Below are 19,390 nucleotides of genomic sequence, written 5' to 3'. Positions count from 1 at the left end.
TTCGCGCGTGCAGAAACAGGAGCAAGGACTATGAGCAATTCTCTCGGCTGGATTCGTAAGTTCCATCGACCGCGTGCGGCGGGCAATCCGCCCCTGGTCATCTGCCCGCACGCGGGCGGCGGAGCCTCCACCTATCGCCCGTTCTCCAAGGCGCTGAGCGAGCACTTCGACGTCTCGATCTTCCAGTATCCGGGCCGTCAGGACCGGGCCCGCGAGGCCGCGCTGCGCACCGTGCCGGAGCTCGCCGCGGGGGCGTTCGCCGAGTTCACCCGCGCACCGAGCAATACCGGTGAACCGATCACGATCTACGGGCACAGCATGGGCTCGGTGGTGGCATTCGAGTTCGCGCGGCTGGCCGAATCCGCCGGTATTCCGGTGCGTTTGCTCGCGGTCTCCGGTGCGGTCGCGCCGTGGCGGGTGGTGGATATGCCCGGGCATCCCACCGAGGATGAGGAGCTGCTCGATCACGTCGGCGGCCTGCAAGGCACCGGGGCCGACGTACTGGCCAATCGCGAGCTGATGCGCATGGCGCTGCCCGCGCTCAAGGCCGACTACGCCGCCTTCGACGCCTACACCTGCGCGAAGGACGTAATGCTCGATACGCCGGTGCATGCCATGGGCGGCAGTGACGACGAATTCGTCTCCATCGGCGATCTGTACGGCTGGCAGGCGCATACCGCGCACGAACTCCAGGTGAGCATGTTCGACGGCGGGCATTTCTACCTGCACGACCACGTCGCCTCGATCGCCGAAACCCTTGCCGCCGAACCGATCCGATCGGCGGTGGCGCGATGAGCGGCGACAACGATCCGATCGTCATCACCGGAATGGCCGTCGAGGCGCCCGGCGGAATTGAAACCCTGGCCCAGTACTGGACCGCACTGGCCGAATCACGCGATCTGATCGGACCGTTCCCGCGCGATCGCGGCTGGCCGCTCGAGCGACTGTTCGAGCTGGCGCGGACCGAAGGCTGGGGCGAGGTGCGCGATGCGGGCGGATTCCTGGACTCCGCGGCGGATTTCGATCCGCTGTTCTTCGGCATCACCCCGCGCGAGGCGGTCGCCATGGACCCGCAGCAGCGGGTGGCGCTGCGCGTGGCCTGGCGGGCGCTGGAGAACGCGGGCATCAATCCGGCCGCAGTCGGCGGCGGTGACGAAATCGGCTGCTATATGGGCGCGTCCAATACCGAGTACGGTCCGCACGGCGCGACGGTCAATGACTACACCGGATATCGCGCGGCCGGTGCGGCACTGGGCGCGGTGTCCGGACGCATCTCCAATGTGCTCGGCCTGGGTGGCCCGTCCGTGGTGGTGGATGTGGCCTGCGCGTCTGCACTGGCCGCGGTTCACCTGGCCGCCAATGCGATTCGCAATGACGAATGCGAATGGGCGCTGGCGGGCGCGGCCTGCGTCATGGGTTCGCCCGGTGCGTTCTTCGAATTCTCCAAGAACAATGCCCTCGCCGCCGACGGCCAATGCAAGCCGTACTCCGATTACGCGCTCGGCACGCTCTGGGGTGAAGGCGTGGGAGTCGTTGTGCTCGAGCGCGAATCGCGAGCGTGGGCGCTGGGGCACCGTGTCTACGCGCGGCTGCTCGGGTCCCGCATCAACCACAATTCCAAGGGCGCGCCCATCGCGGTTCCCAGCTCGGCCGCGCAGGAACGCCTGGTGCGCAATACCGTCGCCGCCGCGGGCATCGATCCGACCCTGGTGGACATGATCGAGGGTCACGGCACCGGCACCGCCGTCGGCGATCCCCTGGAACTGATCGCCCTGCAACAGGTTTACGGCGCACCGCGCGCCGACGGCAGCACCCCGCTGCTCGGCTCGGTCAAATCCAATCTCGGTCACGCGCAGGCGGCCGCGGGCATGCTCGGCCTGATCAAGGTTCTACTCAGCGGCCTGCGCGGGCAGATCGCGCCCACCCGCCACGCCGACAACCCCAGCACCCGATTCGACTGGGAAGCCGGAAGTCTGCGCCTGGCAAGCAAACTCACCGATTGGGAACCCCGCGACGGTGTCCGCTACGGCGCGGTCTCATCGTTCGGCGTCAGCGGCACCAACGCGCACGCCGTGGTCGCCATGCCCGTCCTGGAAGAGGAGACCCATGCCTGACTATCGACTTCCGGATGGCAGCACCCCGATCCTGCTGTCCTCGGATACCGCCGAAGCGCTCCGGCGCGAGGCCGCCGCCCTGGCCGCCTACCTCGAGGATCGGCCGAGCGTCACCCCGGATGCGGTGGCGGACATGCTGTTCCGCACCCGTGCGCCGCGCCGGTACCGTGCCTTGGCCGCGATTACCCACCGTGAGCAGTTGCTGGAGGCGCTGAACTCGATCGCCGCCGGACGCCCGTATCCGGCCGTGGTGGCCGGTGATCGCGCCGCGAGCGCACGCCGCATCGCCTACGTCTTTCCCGGCCAGGGCAGTCAGCGGCCCGGTATGGGCATGCTCTACTACCGGCATTCCCCGGTGTTCCGCGCGACGGTCGACGAATGCGACGCCATCTTCCGAGCGCAGCACGGTATTTCACCGCTGACCTATCTGCTCGACGAGACCGGTGCGGTCACCGAGAACGTCGAGATCGTGCAGCCCGCGCTCTTCATGCAGATGCTCGGCCTGGCCGCCATCTGGCGCGCGGCCGGCGTCGAACCGCATCTGACCGTCGGCCACTCCCAGGGCGAGATCGCCGCCGCCGTGGTCTCGGGCGTCATCTCGCTCGCCGACGGTATTCGCGTGGTGACGCTGCGCGCCGCGCTGGTCGGATCACTCGAGCGCGAGAACGACTGGAACGGCCGGTGGGCCATGGCGGTGGTGGGTATCGAACGAGATGAATGCGAGGCGTTGCTGGCCCGCAACTCCGGCTGGGCCGAGCTCGCGGTGGTGAACTCCGCGCATGTGCTGGCCGTCTCCGGTGAGCGTCCGGCGGTCGCCGCCCTGGTCGAGAAGCTCACCGCCCAGGGCAAATTCGCCAAGGAGATCCGCGTCGAGTACCCCGCGCACACCTCCTTCGTCAGCAAGTTCCGCGATCAGCTCGAGGACACCCTGCACGACACGCTCGACTCGCCGCTCTTCGCACCCACCGAAATCGCCTGTATCGGTGCGACTCTCGGCGAAGCCATCACCCCCGACCTGCCACCCGCCGAATACTGGTACTGGAACCTGCGCAACCGCGTCCGCTTCGACCTCGCCGTTGCCGAGGCCGCCACCCACGGCACCGACATCTTCCTCGAGATCGCCGACCATCCGGCCCTCATGGTCGCCATGCAGGACACCCTCTCCGGCCTCGGCCCGGACCGCGACTTCCGCACCATCGGCACCTCCCGCCGCACCGCGACCGGCCTGGGCGAGTTCACCAAGAACCTGGCACAGGTAGCCGTCCTGGACGCCACCTTCCCCTGGGATTCACTGCGCGACAACACAACCGACGTACGGCGCCTGCCTCTGCTGGACTTCCCCAATACCCAGACCACCCCCAAACAACTCTGGGCCCCCTTCGACTATCACCCCGAAACTCGGCAGTCCGGAATGGCGTCCCCTCGTCAGCCCGGCATCGAACCCCGGGATGGCGGAGCAGCCGACCCGCCGCTGGCCGGAAACCCGGCCGTCGCGCCCGGAACAGTTGCCCCACAACGACTAGCGGAACGCTGGGTCCGCCTCGACCGGCGCAAGCTGGTGCCGCCGCGCACTTTGACTGTCATCGACCACACCGCTCGCCACGCCGACCTCGCCGCCGCGATCGAACAGGCCGCCCCCAAACATGGTGCGACCGTGGTTACGGCGAGCTCCGCTCCCGCTACGGCGAGCTATGACACCGTCGTGGTTCTGCTGCCGCCCTCCGCCGGTGCCGATATCGCCACGGCGGTAACGGAATCCGCCGAGTTCGTCGGCGATCGAGGGTGGTTGCCCGATCTCACCGGGGTGCGGGATGTCTGGTTGGTGACCTCCGGCGGGGAGCAGGTGCTCGACGGCGAGACGCCGGATATCGCGCATGCCGCCGCACAGGCCGGATTCCGTTGCCTCGCGGCGGAGTATCCGGGCGTCGGCTTCCGCCATCTGGATCTCGCTGCCGCACAGGAGCTCCCGGACGCCGCGAAGGCCGTGCTCGGTGCGGTGCATACCGCTGGCGAGCCGGAGTTGGCTGCTCGCGCGGGTGCCTGGTACGCCAAGCGGCTGATGTTGGATGAGACACCGGGTGATTGCCCGATCACTCCGTCGGACCTGGATGAGGTCATGATCATCGGTGGGACAGGTGCGCTCGGCCTGGACTGCGCCGCTGATTTCGCTCGTGCCGGAGCGCGTCGCGTCACCCTGATCAGTCGCTCCGGCGGATCGACGGAGGCCGAAGAGCGTGTTCGAGAACTGAATTCGCTCGGCGCGATAGTCGAGATCCGTACCTGCGATGTCACCGATGACGAAGCCGTGCGCGCCCTCGGTGACGAGTTCGTGCTCACCCCCGTGAGCCTGCTCGTGCACGCCGCCGTCGACTATGCCGCCGCTGCCGCCGAACCGAGCCCGGAAACCGTCCGCGCCGCAGCCGAATCCAAGGTCGTCGCCCTCGACCGGTTGATTCGGGAACTGCCGCTGGCCCCCGATGCCCGCGTGGTGCTGTGCTCCTCGCTCTCGGCCACCATCGGCGGGCGCGGCCACGCGGTCTATGCCGCCGTCAATCGCATGCTCGACGCCGCCGCGACCGGCTACCGGCGCGACGGTATCGGCGTCACCTCCGTGCAGTGGGGCCTGTGGCGCGCTGTCGGAGCCGACAACGCCGACGCCCTTGCCCGCATCAGCGGCACCGGGCTGCTGCCCATGGATCCGGCCACCTCCATCGCCGCGGGCTTCGCGGCCTCCGGCAACAGCCTCGTGGTCGCCGCCGAATGGTCCACGCTGCGCGAGATTTTCGCGCTGTTCGGGCAGGATCCGCTTTTCGCGGACCTGCCGGACCGGCCGGTCGCGCAGCCGAACGCCGGTGCCGCCGTCACCCGAGCCATCTCGACCGCTACCGGGGGCGCGGGGGTCGGTGCCACCGCGTCCTCGGTCACCGCCGTATCCCCGCTCACCAGAGGGGACATCGCAGGCCAGGTCCAGGACGCGCTGCGCTTCGTCATGGGCATGGAAACCACCGAACCCATCGACGGCTCCATGCCGCTGGTGGCCCTCGGCCTGGACTCCTTGCAAGCGCTGGACCTGCGCAAGCTCATCGAAACCCAACTCCAGCGCGATCTGCCCGTCACCGCGATTCTCGGCGGGGCCTCACTGGACGAAGTGGTTTCACTGCTCGGCTAGTCGCACATCGCCGAAATACGAAGGAAGCAGGGGGGAATACCCGAATGACGAGGATGGAGAACACGGTGCCCGAACCGCAGGACGCGATCGTCGTCGATTCCGTGCAGAAATCCTTCGGGGCGGTGCGAGCCCTACGGGGCATCAGCTTCACCGCACCCGCGGGCAGCGTGCTGGGTGTGCTCGGACCCAATGGCGCGGGTAAGACCACCACGGTCTCGGTGCTGTCCACCCTGGTGCAGCCCGATGCGGGCCGGGCGGTGGTGGCGGGTTACGACGTGATGCGCCAGCCCGCCGAGGTGCGCGCCTCCATCATGTTGACCGGCCAATACGCGGCCCTGGACGAAATGCTCACCGGCCGTGAGAATCTCGTCCTCTTCGCCCGCCTGCTCGGCCTGCGCCGCACACAGGCGCGGGCGCGCGCGGACGAACTGCTGGAACAGTTCACCCTCACCGAGGCCGCGGACCGCCGCGTCGGTCAGTACTCCGGCGGTATGCGCCGCCGCATCGATATCGCCTGCGGTCTGGTGCGCCCACCGCGCGTGGTCTTCCTCGACGAACCCACCACCGGCCTGGACCCGGTCAGCCGCCAGAGCCTGTGGGCCCTGGTGCGCGACCTCAAACGCCAGGGCGTGACGGTCCTGCTCACCACCCAGTACCTGGAGGAGGCGGATGCGCTGAGCGACAACATCATTGTCGTGGACCAGGGCACCGTCATCGCCGAGGGCACCGCCGACCAACTCAAAGCCCGCTCGGGCTCGAGCTACTGCGAGGTGGTCCCCGTCGACGCCGCCGACGTCCCCCGCCTGGCCGCCGCCCTCTCCGGCCTGGGCGAGGTCACCGTCGCGGACTCCGCCGACCGCGTCTGCCTGCCCGCTCCCGATGGTGCCGCCACCCTCACCGAGGCCCTGCACCGAATCAACAGCGGCGGCATCGAATTGATCGATATCGCCCTGCGCCGCCCCTCCCTCGACGAGGTCTTCATCGAACTGACCAAGCCCGCCCAGGCGGAGGCGTCGGCATGAATCAGGTCGCTGTCGAACGTGTTCCGGCCGGGCTGCAATGGTCTGCCTTGAGCGAGCGTGGCGTTCGCGCCGCGCTCCGCGAGGGCGATGTGATGCTCGCCCTGGCGGCGCCGGTCGCCATCTACATCTGCTTCTACATTCCACTGCGTAAATCCATGTCCGCCACCGGAATCGACTTCGCGCAGTATCTGCTGCCGCTGGTCGCGGTGTACGCCATGTTCTTCACCGCCATGTTCGCCGCCGACCGGGCCGGGCGCGAGGTCGCGGGCGGTATGGCCACTCGATTGCGGTCGCTGCCGGTGCGTCCGTGGGTGCCGGTGGCCGCGCGCATGTCCGCGAATCTGCTGCGCGGTTGTGCCGCGCTCACCAGTGCGCTGGTGGTGGGCACGGCCTTCGGTTTCCGGTTCCACGATCCGCTGACCGCACTGGTATTCGTGCTGGTGGCACTGGCTTTCGGGGCCGCCGTGGTGATCGCGGCGGACGCGCTGGGCACCGCAACCCGCAATCCCGAGCTCGGCGGCACCGTGCTGTTCGTACCCCAGCTGCTGCTGATCATGACCTCCACCGGATTCGTGCCCGCCGAGGGTTTTCCAGGCTGGATACAAGGCTGGGCCCGCAATCAACCCGTCTCCCAGGTGACTTCGGCCCTGCGCGGCCTCGCCGACGGCCGCTATCCCTCCGAACTCGGGGTGGCCGCCCTGTGGATCGCGGGTCTGCTGATCGTGGGCGCGGTCCTGGCGACTCGTGCGGAAGGACGACGCGCATGACCCCGGAAACAACCGCCATTGCCACCCGGCCCGAACCTCCTATGACGCAGTCGGTTCCGGCGACCTCCGGTTCACTCCCGAGCCAGCTGCTGATCGAGACCGGCCGCCTGTTGCGCCGCTGGTCCCGCCAGCAGGAGGTGATGACCAGCACCCTGGTTCTCCCGGTCCTGCTGCTGCTCATGTTCGATCTGGTCCTGGACCGCTCGCTGGGGCTGTCCTCGGACGCCGATCCCATCTACGGTTTCGTCCCCATGATCGCCGTCGCCGGAGCCATGTACGGCGCGATGGGTACCGGCCTGTCCCTCTACGGCGAACGCCGGAGCGGTCTACTGCGCCGCTTCTGGGTGCTGCCCATCCACCGCTCCGCCGGAATGCTCGGCCGCCTGCTCGCCGAATGCGTTCGCGCCGCCGTGGTCACCCTCGCGGTGGTGCTGATCGGTCTGCTGCTGGGCCTGCGCTTCCAGCAGGGCTGGCCGGGTCTCTTCGGCGTCCTGGCCGTTCCTGTCCTGGTCATCGCCGGTTTCACCCCCGCGGTAATCCTGGTGGGCGTCAGCCGAATCGGCGACAAGGTGGTCCAATTGGCCGCCATAGTCGTATTGATCGGCATGTTCTTCAACTCCGGCTTCGTCCCCCTGGACAACTACCCGGGGCTTATCCAGCCCATGGTCCGCGCCCAGCCCATGAGCTGTGCGATCGAAGCCATGCGCGGCTTCATCCTGGGCGGTCCGGTCGCCACCCCGCTGCTTCAGACGGCGGCGTGGTCACTCGGACTGGCCGCCGTCTTCGGCGTGCTGGCCGTGCGCGGCTATCGCGCCGCGGCCGAAAGCTGAACCGTCGGTATCGGATTCGAGCCGTCAGTGCGTGATCAACCGCCAGTCGTCGGGGAGGTTGGAGGCGGTGACCCGGTCACCCTCCACCACCAGATCGATGACCGCGCCGCCGAGCCGCAGATCGGTGAGCTCCACCCGCCCCCAGCGTTCGGGCAGGTGGGGCAGCACCGTGAGGGTGCGCCGGGGGATATCCGGATCCAGCCCCAGGAATGACCGGACCAGCAGCAGCGGCGCGGCGCTGGCCCACGCCTGCGGGGAGCAGGAGGTCGGGTAGGGGACCGGTGCGGCGAACTTGGATCGCGGGAAACCGCAGAACAATTCGGGCAGCCGCCCACCGAAGCTGCCCGCCGCGTCGAGCAGGCCCTCCGCGAGCCGGGTCGCCAATTCGACGGCCCCGGGAAGATGCCGGTACCGCAGCAGCCCGGCGACGACTATCGCGGTGTCATGCGGCCAGACCGAACCATTGTGGTAACTCATGGGATTGAACGCACCCATCGCGGAAGAGAGTGTGCGCAAACCGAATCCGGTGTCCATATCCGCGGAGGAGAGCTTCTTGATCACCTCCGCGGCATGCTCGTCCGAGACGATGCCCGACCAAAGACAGTGGCCGATATTGCTGGTGAGTGCGTCCAGTTTGCGTTTATGGCCATCCAAAGCAACCGCGAACCAGCCCTTCTCGGGCAGCCAGAACGCCTCGGCGAATTTGGTGCGCAGCTCGGCGGCGCGATCGCGCAGATGTCCGGCCGTGGTCCCGTCCCCGAACTCCTCGGCCAGCTCCGCACGGGCCAACAGTGCGGCGTACGCGTATCCCTGCACCTCGCAGAGTGCGATCGGCGGCTCCGGCAGATGTCCGGCCGCGTCATTGATTCCGTCGAAGCTGTCCTTCCAGCCCTGATTGATGAGCCCGCGATCGGTGGCGCGCCGATACTCGACGAACCCGTCACCATCGCGATCCGCGTAATCCGCGATCCACGCCAGCGCGGCATCGGCGGCGGGCAGCAGCGCCCGCACCGCCTCGGTCTCCGCACCCCAGCGCCGCGCCTGCGCCAGCAGCATGACGAAAAGCGGTGTGGCGTCCACGGTTCCGTAGTACGTCTCACCGCCCAGCACCGCACCCGAGGCCGGACCGCGCCGCATCTCGTGCATGATGCGACCCGGTTCCTCCTCGGTCATGGGATCCACCCGCTGTCCCTGCATCTCGGCCAGCTGCTGCATGGTGCCGAGGGCGAGCCCGACATCCAGCGGCAGCGCCATCCACGCGGTGAGCAGCGAATCGCGGCCGAACAGGGTCATGAACCAGGGCGCACCGGCCGCCACGAAGGGCCGCCCGCCACGACTGTCATCGTGGATTCGCAGTGCGCCCAGATCACTTTCGGTGCGCGCCAGCACCAATGCCAACTGCGGATCGGTGGAGGTGATATTCGTGGCGGTATCGCGCCACGCCGCGATCTTGCGGCTCGGTTCACTGAATTCGAAATGCTCGCCGGGTCGCAGGGGGGAGTGACCGGCCGGGTTGCTCATGGTGGGTTGGGCCATGATCTCGGTCTGCCAACTGCCCCCGGCGGGCACCACGGCCCGCCAGGACAGCGAACCCGGAAGCACCACTGGCGTTTCCGAGGAGGAGATCGACAGACCCCGCGAACGATCCGACCGGTCGTTTAGTAGCAGCTCCAGATCGGCGACCAGAATCTCGGCGCGCGCACTCGCGGTACGCCCCTCCTTGACCGCGAACAGATCCACGAAATCGGCGTCGATCAGCAATTGCAGATCCACCGCCGTGGTTTCGCGGCCCATATTCTCCACCGTGATGGTTTCCCGAAGACCATCGGCTACCAATCGTTCTCGCACAATGAGAACCGTGCTGTCCGCTGCGCCGGCCCGGGGAGGCCGGCGCAGTATGAACCGGGCGGTGAAGGCCTCCGGGCTCAATACCGACAGCGGCTCCGGCCGCTGCCCGTCCAGTCGCAACTCCCAGCGGGACAGCACTCGGGCGTCACGGAAGAACAGTCCGTTCGGAGTGCCCGGCTCGACATCGCCGAGCCGATCCGACAGACAGAACGTACTGCCCTCCACCAGTGTCACCGCACCGCCGGTACCGCCCAGCGCGGCCGGTTCACCGCCATTGAGCACGGTCGGGACTTCTTCACTCACTCAGACTCTTCCCTTCGATGATGTGGTCTATCCGGAGCTCCGCCCCGGCCCGACACCCGCCGAACGCTGCGGCGCGGGCAGGGACTCGCGCGCGGGGTTGGCGGACCAGCCGTGCATGGTGGAGGCGAGACCCACGCGGCGCGGTCGATACCCGCGGACCACGCGCTGATAGATCTCCTCGTACCCGCGCCCGAGGGTGTCCGCGCCGAAACGCTCGACCACATGCGCGCGCATGGCGGCCGGATCATAGGTCTGCACTTCCTTGACGGCCGTGGCCAATTCGGACGGATCGTCGCAGATGCGACCGGTGACACCGTCGACGATCACCTCGGCGACCGCACCACCGCGCAATGCCACCACGGGGGTACCGCACACCATCGCCTCGATCATCACCATGCCGAACGGTTCCTCCCAGCGGACCGGGAACAGCAGGCAGCGCGCCCCGGCGAGCAATGCACGTTTGGCCACTGCATCGGCCATACCGAACATGTGATCGCGCTCGGTGAGCAATGGCCTTACCGCAGTGTCGAAATAGTGCAGTTCGGGCGGTTCGGCGCATTTTCCGGCGAGTATCAGCGGGATATCGGCGGCATGCGCGGCCTCCAGCGCCAGATGCGGCGCTTTGTCCTCGGTGAACCGACCCAGGAAGAGAGCGTAGTCGTCCTTCTCCTCGCGGTAGGGCCAATCGTCGACACGGAGTGCATTGTGTACGCGGCCAACCCAATTCAGATCCGGTGCGAGCGCGCGCTGGCGGTCACTGATCGCCACCAGCTGCGCCTCCTCGCCGAGTTCGCTGTAGTACAGGTACGGATCGCCGTTCACCGGACCGTGCACCGTCACCACCGTCGGCAGGCCCAGATCGCGGTAGACCGGTGTATTCAACGCGCCCGCGAAGGTGTGGTCGTGCACCACATCCAGGCCGGTCGCCGCCAGTTTCTCCAATGCTCGCCGAACCTTCAGGGCGTGCACCACCTCCGGAAAAGGGTCGCCGAGTCGATCGGCCTGAATCCGATCCCACAGCGGAATCAGCTGCCCGCGCGTGCCGTTCACACCCGCGCCCAGCAGTGTCACCTGATGCCCGCGATCGACCAGGGCATCCACCAGATCGGCGACAACAGCCTCGACGCCGCCGTATGCCTTGGGCGGAATATCGAAGTACGGGGGCACAACCATCGCGATGTGCAGCAGCTTGGCACTCATGGCCACTCCTTCCGGAACACCATCGAGGCCCGGATTCTCGGGCTTCGACATGGGCGGCCGACTCCGGTTGAAGATCGAAAGCGACTGTGCCGCAGTGGACGACCGGTTCACCTTCGCGTCGTAGCGTGGTGAACCGGTTTGTCAGGTCCGACAGCACGCTCGAGTTCTTGAACGCCTGGTGATCATCGCACCGGCCGATGCCTGTGGATTCGGCGACAACATACAAAGATTCGGCGTGGACGACTCCAGCACCATTGCGAGAGGTGTCACCGTCGTTTCTGCACGGTGCGACCGGATTTCAGGCACCCCGGGCGCGTCCTCGCGCTCGGCGGCCATTGGGTGATTTCCACAATATCGCCGCGAATCACATTCGCAGTGCGGATCGAAGGTGTTCCGGTGTTTATTGGTGGAAAGTTCAGGCGGCGTAACCGACTTCGCCATCCGCGCCGGAAGCGATCCGATCGGAGGCGGTGGCCGCGCTGACCGCGTCCATGGAATCGGCCGTGACCAGGGCGGTGGCCGCCTCGACGGGAGTGGCCGCGTCGAAGACCAGCCAGCCGTCGGCGGTCCAATGTCCGCGCGCGCCTGTGCCACAGAGGTTTCCGGTGGCGAACGGGTCCGAGACGAACCCGGGTGCGTTCGCGGCGAGCGCCGCGCCGCCGAGGTACACATCGCCGGTCTCGCCGGGGGTGACCACGTTCAGTGACTCGTCCAGTACCAGCAGTCGCGCACCCGGAATCGGCCGCACCCGGCCCGAACCATCGAGCGGTCCGCGCGCGGCGACGCCCGCGTACTCCGCTGCGCTGTAGGCGAATCCGGCCACCGAACCGGGGGCGATGGCGCGCAGCAGCCCGGAAAGCACTGCCGGGCACGCGGTTCCGGTGACATCCCAGCGTCGCACCGAGGGCAGCGCCGGAGCCGGCCGATCGGCCAGGCGGGACAGGATCGCGACCGGCGCCACCACATGGGTGGCCGCGCAGGTGGAGATGAGTTCGGCCAGCGCCACCGGATCATCGCGCTGCGCCGCGGTGGCCAGCACCAGGGTCGCGCCGTCGGCGAGTGCGGCGAGCAGCTCGACCGCGGCATCCGCACAATCCCAGCGGGTGGCGAAGAGCCGCACATCGGCCGAGCCGAAGGCCCGATCGATCCGGGTCTCACGGTGATCGGCGACCACCGCGCGGCGATCGTCCGCGGCGGCGGCCAGTGCGTCCGGGCTCAGCGAGATGCCCGACGCGCCGAAGTCGAGGGTCGAATCGGTCTGCGCGGCTTCGGCGATATCGCACAGCAGCGTGGCCAGACCGTCCAGACTGGGTCCGGCGGTACCGATGGCGCCGCCGTCGAGCCGTCCGAAGAGCTCGGCATAGGTGAGGATGTGACCGCCATGCCGCACCGCGGTGCGCAGAATGGGCACGCGACGCCCGCATTCGATCAGCGATTCCACCGAGGGCACGTCGTACAGTTCGACTCCGTTGGCCCATTCGTCCACGAGTCGATGCCGCTGCACCGCGGACAGACTCTCCGGCACCCAAGGCTCCATCGCTAGCACCCCCGAACAATTACTTATGCAACCCTAACCTAATCGACGCAGGACACAATAGGCAGTCCCATCGGGGATCGAACCGGCAACAGCTTTCGACGGAGAGGCAGCAATGAGGTCGGTCCGCAGCTCAGCGCCCCGAAAGCGGGCAATCCTGGCCGTATTCGCCGTCCTTTTTGCCGTGATTTCCACGGCGTGTGAGAAAAGCAACGAACCAACCGGTTCCGTCGAGTCCGGGCCCCCGCCCGGCCCCGTCACCATCACCCACGCCTTCGGTGAAACCACCCTCACCACCGTCCCCGAACGGATTGTGGCCCTGGGCAACCAATGGCTCGATACCGCACAGTCGCTCGGCATCACCCCGATCGCCTACATCAACGACCTCACCGCGCCGGGCAGTGCGCCCCCGCCCTGGGAACCCGCCACCCTGAAATCCGCCAGGCCCCTCGACACCACCGCCGCGCTGACGGACCAATTGGCGCCCCTGCACCCCGATCTGATCCTGGCCGACCCCATCCTCGCCGACGCCGCCGCCTACGCCGACCTCACCAGGATCGCGCCCACCATCCCGCGCCTGACCCCGGCGGCCGTCACTCCCTGGCCCGACCTGCTCCGCGCCCTGGCCAAGGTCCTGCACCGCGGCGATACCGCCGAACGGCTCATCACCACCCTCGACGCCCGCATCGCGGCCATCCCCCGAACCCACCCCACCCTGAAGTCCGCGACCTTCACCACCACCTGGCTCTCCGCCCCCACCCAGCTCATGGTCTTCACCGATCCGGCCGATCCGGCCAACACCCTCCTCGCCAACCTCGGCCTGACCATCCCCGCCCACCTGACCGACCCCACCGGCCGCCTCGAACTCCCACCCGCCCGCACCCCCGAACTCGACGCCGACCTCCTGCTGGCCGCCTACTCGCCCGGTCTGGACGAAACCTTCCGCGCCCTACCCGGTTTCACCACCCTGCCCGCGGTCCGGAAGAACGCCACCGTCTTCCTCACCGCCGAGGAGTTGAGCGCCCTGAACCACCCCACCGCGCTCTCCCTGCCCTACCTCTTGGGCAAACTCGAACCAGCGTTGGCGAAGGCCACGAAGTAGTTCCGAAACTACTTTGTATCTTCTTGTAGCTTCTGGATGTCTATGCTGGCCACATCAGCTTCGTACACAGCCGGTACATGCGAGGAGGAGCCGTGAGCGCTGCACTCGATTTCGGCGCGGCGTTCGGCCACGGCCCATACACTCCTGACGACCTGCACAAAGGCCCGGATGAGGGTAAGGGCTTCGAGCTGTGGAACGGGTGGTTGATCGAGAAGATGTCACCATCGCTGCGTCATAACCGGGTCGCTCGGGGTCTGCGGAACCTCTTCATCGAAGCAGCTCGAAATGCTGAGGCCGATGTCTTCATCGACGGCGGTGAGTACGAGTTCACCTTCCCGTCGGGCATTCGCAAGCCGGATGTATTCATCCTCGATGCCATGGCGGAACGGGAGGGTGTGGCCGAGGGCGATACCTTCATCGACCCGGCTGACCTGCTGCTGGTCGCAGAGGTCGTTTCCCGTCGCAGCGGCAGCGAGTTGCATGATCGCAAAGCGAAACGGGACGAGTATGCGGCAGCAGGTATTCCGCACTACTGGATCGTGGACTTCTCCCCGGTGCTCCGGATCGAAGCGCTGGACCTCGAACAAGGTCGCTACGGCAAAGGCCGCGTGGTGACGGGCGGCGAGTTGCTGGTGGTGGAGCGGCCGTTCGAGATTTCGATCAAGCCCGACTCGCTTCTCGAACTCGGCCGCTGAAGTCCGGCTTCGGCTGTCGTACCCCGCTGAGAAGATCGGGGTATGCGGGTAAGTGGTGATGAGGTTCGGGCGATGGCACTTTCGCTGGGGGAGGTCAGCGAGAAGTTCGAGTGGGAGATGCCTACGTTTCGGGTGGCGGGGAAGTTGTTTCTGACGCTGCCGGAGGGGGAGACGTCCATGGCGGTGCGGTGTCCCATCGCCGAGCGCAATGAACTGGTGCTGGCGGAGCCGGAGAAGTTCTGGGTCGCGCCGCATGAGGCCGGCGGGGCGTGGGTGCGGGTTCGATTGGCGGCCTTGGATGATCGCGAGGAGTTGGAGGCGATCGTGGTGGATTCGTGGCGGCAGGCCGCGCCGCCGAAGGTGGTGGAGGAGTTCTTCCCGGGGTAGCTCTGCGTGAAAGAGCCACCCGGGCAAGAGATCTCAGAAAGTGATGCGCTGGTCCTCGGGGAGGAACAGTTTATCCGCCGGCTTCACATCGAAGGCGGTGTAGAACTCCGGCAGGTTGCGGACCACCTGGTTGCAGCGGAATTCGTCGGGGGAGTGGGTATCGGTGAGCAGCTCCGCCGCCAGCTCCTTGGTCATCTTCACTCGCCAGCCGCGCGCCCAGGACAGGAACATGGTCCGGTAGTCCGGATTGTCGTTGCCCGCGCGCTTTTCGGCGATGCGGTAGGCGGCCAGGGCGATCTCCAGACCGCGCAGATCGGCGAGGTTCTCGCCCAGGGTGAGGCGACCGTCGACATGCTGGTCGGGGTTGAGGCCCTCGGGGACCAGCGGATCGAATTGCGCCACAAGCTTATCCGCGGTGGCGTCGAACGCCTTGCGATCATCGGCGGTCCACCAATCGTGCAGGTTTCCGTCACCGTCGTATTTGGAGCCCTGATCGTCGAAGCCGTGGCCGATCTCATGGCCGATGGTCGCGCCCACCGCGCCGAAGTTCACCGCCAGCTGCGCATCCTTGTCGAAGTACGGAGCCTGCAAATACGCTGCGGGAAAAACGATTTCGTTCAGCGGCGGCGAATAGTAGGCATTCACCGTCTGCGGGCTCATGCTCCACTCGGTCTTGTCGACCGGCTTGCCGAGGCGATCCCAATCCCGCTTGGACTCGAAAACCCCGATATTGCGCAGGGATTCGATGAGTTTGCCGCGCACGATCTTCAACTGCGAGTAGTCAACCCAGTTGTCCGGGTACCCGATCTTGACCCGCATCTTCGCCAGCTTGGCCAGCGCCGCGTCCCGGGTGGGCTGGGTCATCCAGCGATTGGTGCGGAAGTTCTCGCGGTACGCGGCGATGAGATCGTCCACCATCCGCTTGACCTCATCCTTGGACTCCGGCGGAAAGTATTGCGTCACATACAGTTTGCCGAGCTGCTCGGACAGATAGTCCTCGACGGTCTGGACGCCGTACTTCCAGTGTTCGGGACGCTCCTTCTGCCCACGCAGAATCGTGCCGAAGAAACGGAGGTAGGCGTCGTTGAAGGCCAGCGGCAGATACCTGGCGAATCCTCGCACCAGACCGAGCTTCAGGTACTCGCGCCACACCGCGATATCGGTCTCGGCCCAGATCTGCCCGGCCGTGGACACGAACGACGGTTGCCCGACCACTACCTCCGCGAACAGCTCTTTGGGCCGATCGGTTTGACCTGCAAGCCAAGGCTCCCAATCGAATCCGCGACCCAGCTCGGTCAATTGGGTCCAGGTCATCCTGTTGTAGGTGGCATTGGCGTCCCGCTTGCGGACGTTATCCCAATGCGCGGCTGCGATCCGCGTCTCCAGATCGAAGATTCGCTGTGCCATTCCCGCAGGGTCCGGGAAGTTCGCCGCCTCGGCGGTCTCCTCCAGGTAGGTGCGGTAGCCCGCACGGATCTCGGCGTACTGCGGCTTGCGGTAGTACTCCTCGCCCAGTCCGATCCCGGCTTGTCCCACGGTCGGCACGTAGCTATCCGATTTCTTGCGGTCGACGGCGACACCAATCCCGATCAGCCCGCTACCGGGCGATTCCGCCATGACGCGGGCGAGATCGGCCTTGCTCGCGGCGCGGTCGATCTTGTCGAACACGTCGGTCAGCGGCGATAGTCCCAGCTTCTCGACGGTGTCCCAATCCAGCCGGGCGTCGTACAGATCGCGAATCTGCTGTGCCTCCGACCCGGGCTCCGGATTCTTGATTCCGTCGATGATCGCGCGCAGCCTGTCCTGGGTGCGCTCGGCGGCCTCACTCCCGGCTCCGTATGCGGTCTTGTCCGGCGGCAGCTGGTATTCGCGCAGCCACTTGCCATTGACGTACCGGTACAGGTCGTCCTGCGGCCGGACGGCCTCGTCCACCCCCGCCAGATCCGGACCCGACAGCTGCTTCGGCGCTGAATCCTTCGCGCACGACGCCAGCGCGGCAGCGGCGGGAACCAGCCCGAGTGCGATCAGAAAAGCGCGGCGATCAAGGCGCACCGGACCCGACGAAGTCATGAAAAACCCTCCGGTGCGGAGCGCCGCACCCCTGCTCGTAGCCAATGGTGCGCCCGAGGCTACCGGGGTTCGCCCGTCCGCGTCGGTCTGTCGCGGACGGGCGATCGGGTGACGGCTCAGAGACTTACGCGCTGATCCGGCGGCAGGAACTCCTTATCGCCTTCCTTGACCTCGTACGTGGCGTAGAAGTCGGCGAGATTGCGCACCACCTGATTGCAGCGGAACTCCGCGGGTGAATGCGGATCCCCGGCGATCTGTTGCTCCAGCGCCTCATCGGTCATCTTGGTGCGCCAGGTGCGGCCCCAGGATTCGAACATCGGCTTCAGATCCGGATTGTCGGTGCCGGTGCGCTTTTCGAGCATGCGATAGGCGGCGATGGAGATCTCCAACCCGCGCAGATCGGCGAGATTCTCACCGACCGTCAGCTCACCGTTCACATGCTGATCGGCGGGCAATCCGGTCGGGACCAGGGCGTTGTACTGGTCGATGAGCAGTTTGGTCTTGGCCTCGAACGCGGCCTTGTCCTCGGGCGTCCACCAGTCGTGCAGATTGCCGTCACCGTCGTACTTGGCGCCCTGATCGTCGAAGCCGTGCCCGATCTCATGTCCGATAACCGCCCCGCCCGCACCGTAATTCACCGCGGGCAGCGCGTCCTTGTCGAAGAACGGCGGTTGCAGGAACGCCGCGGGGAAGACGATCTCATTGGCGCTGGCGTTGTAGTAGGCGTTCACCGTCTGCGGCGACATGCCCCATTCGGTCTTGTCGACCGGTGTGCCGAGTCGATCGAACATCCGCTTCGCCTCGAATTCGCTGATCGCGCGCAGGGATTCGATCAATTTGCCGCGGGTGACGGTGACACGGGAGTAGTCCTCCCACTTGTCCGGGTACCCGATCTTGGCGTCGATCTTGTCCAGCTTCGCGATGGCGGCGGTCCGGGTGGGCGGTGACATCCAGCCCGAGTTCTGGAAGTTCTCCCGGTACGCGGCGCGCAGATCGTCCACCATGGCCAGCGCCCGCTCCTTGGCCGCGGGCGGAAAGTGCTTGTCCACATAGAGTTTTCCGAGCGGATCGCCCAGATTCCCGCTGACCGTCGCGACCGCCGACTTCCAGCGCTCCGGCCGCTGCTTCACTCCCGACATGACGGTGAAGTTGAATTCGAAGTTGGCGTCATTGATGGCCTTGGGCAGATACGGCGCGTAGCCGCGCACCAGCCCGAGCTTCAAGTAGTCCCGCCAGTCGGCGATATCGACCTGCTGCCACAGTTGTCCGGCCGCGGTCATGAACGACGGCTGCCCGACATTCACCTTGTCGAAAAGATTCTTGGGCCGGTCGGTATTGCCCGCCAACCACGGATCCCAGTCGAATTCCGGTGCGAGCGCGACCAATTCGGCCCAGGTGCGCGGATTGTAGGAGGCATCGGTATCGCGCAGCTTCACATTGTTCCACTGCGCGGCCGCGATCCGCCCCTCCAGATCCACCACCCGCCCCGACATCCCCACCGGATCCGCGAAACCCGCGCCACCGGCGATCTGCGCCATGAAAGTGCGGTAGGCGGTGAGCTTGTCGGCATTCTCGGGCTTGGTGTAGTACTGCTGCTCCAATCCGGTTCCGCTCTGAACCACATGGGGCAGATAGGCATTGGAGTTCTTCGGGTCCGCGCCGACCCCGAGGCCGATCAAACCGACCCCGGGCAGCGCGCCCATCACCTTCGCCAGATCGGCCTTGGTCTGCGCACCGTCGATCTGCGCGAACAGATCCTGCAGCGGTTGCATGGCGAGCTTCTCGATCTCGTCGGTGTCCAGGCGCGCGTCGTACAGATCCCGGATCTTCTGCTCATCGGTGCCGGATTTCGGATTGTGAATTCCGGTGATGATGTCCTTCAGTTGGTCGCGGACCCGATCCTGCACCTCGTCGAAGGTGCCGAACGAGACCTTGTCCGCCGGCAGCTGGTACTCGTCCAGCCATTTGCCGTTGACGAACCGGTACAGATCGTCCTGCGGCCGGATCGCCGGATTCGAGCCGGACATATCGGGCCCTATCAACCGTGTCGCGGCATTCGCGGGCTCGGTTTTGGAGCAACTCGGCAGCAGCGCGGCGGTGGGCAACACCCCCAGCGCGATCAGAAACCTACGGCGATCGAGAGCGAAGGGACGCTCGGAGGTCAACGCGAATCTCCTCATACTCGGACAATCGGGTATTGCTCGGTCGGCCCGACGCTAACCGACCGGCCTGAGGAACCCCTGAAACCGCGCCGCCACAGTCGAACCTCCAAGGTTCGCGGCCGTCCCGGTTCTGGACTGAGTGGAGCGGGGGAGCGCAGCGGAGGAGCGGAGGGAGGGAAGAACCGGG

Annotated in this window: 14 protein-coding genes; 9 read left to right on the top strand and 5 right to left on the bottom strand. The window is 66.7% G+C overall.

Annotation, left to right across the window (positions count from 1 at the left end):
• Positions 1-30 precede the first annotated feature (30 nt).
• Genes OHB26_RS07225 through OHB26_RS07200 form a run of 6 tightly spaced genes read left to right on the top strand, consistent with a single transcriptional unit; the run spans position 31 to position 7,902 of the window.
• Positions 31-795, top strand: coding sequence for a thioesterase II family protein (locus OHB26_RS07225; protein WP_330183441.1), 765 nt, complete (start codon positions 31-33; stop codon positions 793-795).
• Complete coding sequence (locus OHB26_RS07220; protein WP_330183440.1) at positions 792-2,114, top strand: beta-ketoacyl [acyl carrier protein] synthase domain-containing protein; 1,323 nt, start codon at positions 792-794, stop codon at positions 2,112-2,114. The genes OHB26_RS07225 and OHB26_RS07220 overlap by 4 nt, the downstream gene beginning before the upstream one ends.
• The gene (gene nbtC / locus OHB26_RS07215) at positions 2,107-5,283 is read left to right on the top strand and encodes a nocobactin polyketide synthase NbtC (protein ID WP_330183439.1); all 3,177 of its coding nucleotides are present in this window, start codon (positions 2,107-2,109) and stop codon (positions 5,281-5,283) included. The genes OHB26_RS07220 and nbtC overlap by 8 nt, the downstream gene beginning before the upstream one ends.
• A gap of 44 nt (positions 5,284-5,327) precedes the next feature.
• The gene (locus tag OHB26_RS07210; RefSeq protein ID WP_330183438.1) at positions 5,328-6,305 is read left to right on the top strand and encodes an ATP-binding cassette domain-containing protein; all 978 of its coding nucleotides are present in this window, start codon (positions 5,328-5,330) and stop codon (positions 6,303-6,305) included.
• Positions 6,302-7,072: an ABC transporter permease gene (locus OHB26_RS07205; protein WP_330183437.1), complete on the top strand. Its 771-nt coding sequence runs from the start codon at positions 6,302-6,304 to the stop codon at positions 7,070-7,072. The genes OHB26_RS07210 and OHB26_RS07205 overlap by 4 nt, the downstream gene beginning before the upstream one ends.
• Entirely contained in the window at positions 7,069-7,902 is an 834-nt protein-coding gene (locus tag OHB26_RS07200; RefSeq protein ID WP_330183436.1) for an ABC transporter permease, read from the top strand. The genes OHB26_RS07205 and OHB26_RS07200 overlap by 4 nt, the downstream gene beginning before the upstream one ends.
• A gap of 24 nt (positions 7,903-7,926) precedes the next feature.
• Here OHB26_RS07200 and OHB26_RS07195 read toward each other — a convergent pair whose 3' ends face one another.
• The 3 genes from OHB26_RS07195 to OHB26_RS07185 form a co-directional block, all read right to left on the bottom strand.
• Positions 7,927-10,053 (bottom strand): amylo-alpha-1,6-glucosidase, encoded by a 2,127-nt coding sequence (locus OHB26_RS07195; RefSeq protein WP_330183435.1) that lies wholly within the window; start codon positions 10,051-10,053, stop codon positions 7,927-7,929.
• Positions 10,054-10,080: 27 nt separating this feature from the next.
• Positions 10,081-11,253, bottom strand: coding sequence for a glycosyltransferase family 4 protein (locus OHB26_RS07190; RefSeq protein ID WP_330183434.1), 1,173 nt, complete (start codon positions 11,251-11,253; stop codon positions 10,081-10,083).
• Between the two features lie 415 nt (positions 11,254-11,668).
• Complete coding sequence (locus OHB26_RS07185; RefSeq protein ID WP_330183433.1) at positions 11,669-12,778, bottom strand: AMP-binding protein; 1,110 nt, start codon at positions 12,776-12,778, stop codon at positions 11,669-11,671.
• Positions 12,779-12,971: 193 nt separating this feature from the next.
• Between OHB26_RS07185 and OHB26_RS07180 the strand changes: the two genes are divergently transcribed.
• The 3 genes from OHB26_RS07180 (at position 12,972) to OHB26_RS07170 (ending at position 14,971) form a co-directional block, all read left to right on the top strand.
• The gene (locus OHB26_RS07180) at positions 12,972-13,889 is read left to right on the top strand and encodes an ABC transporter substrate-binding protein (protein WP_330183432.1); all 918 of its coding nucleotides are present in this window, start codon (positions 12,972-12,974) and stop codon (positions 13,887-13,889) included.
• A 92-nt stretch (positions 13,890-13,981) separates the two neighbouring features.
• Positions 13,982-14,584, top strand: a complete 603-nt coding sequence (locus tag OHB26_RS07175) for a Uma2 family endonuclease (RefSeq protein WP_330183431.1) — start codon at positions 13,982-13,984, stop codon at positions 14,582-14,584.
• Between the two features lie 72 nt (positions 14,585-14,656).
• Positions 14,657-14,971, top strand: coding sequence for an MmcQ/YjbR family DNA-binding protein (locus OHB26_RS07170; RefSeq protein WP_330183430.1), 315 nt, complete (start codon positions 14,657-14,659; stop codon positions 14,969-14,971).
• Between the two features lie 33 nt (positions 14,972-15,004).
• Here OHB26_RS07170 and OHB26_RS07165 read toward each other — a convergent pair whose 3' ends face one another.
• Positions 15,005-17,041 carry a M13 family metallopeptidase gene (locus OHB26_RS07165; protein WP_330183429.1) on the bottom strand — a complete coding sequence of 679 codons (2,037 nt, stop codon included), beginning with the start codon at positions 17,039-17,041 and terminating at the stop codon, positions 15,005-15,007.
• A gap of 116 nt (positions 17,042-17,157) precedes the next feature.
• Positions 17,158-19,221, bottom strand: a complete 2,064-nt coding sequence (locus OHB26_RS07160; RefSeq protein ID WP_330183428.1) for a M13 family metallopeptidase — start codon at positions 19,219-19,221, stop codon at positions 17,158-17,160.
• Positions 19,222-19,390: the final 169 nt, after the last annotated feature.

The sequence above is a fragment of the Nocardia sp. NBC_01503 genome, from assembly GCF_036327755.1.
In the GTDB taxonomy this organism is placed as follows: Bacteria; Actinomycetota; Actinomycetes; order Mycobacteriales; family Mycobacteriaceae; genus Nocardia.
The sequence above is the reverse complement of the archived record's forward strand: the minus strand, read 5'-3'. Positions and strand labels throughout refer to the sequence as shown.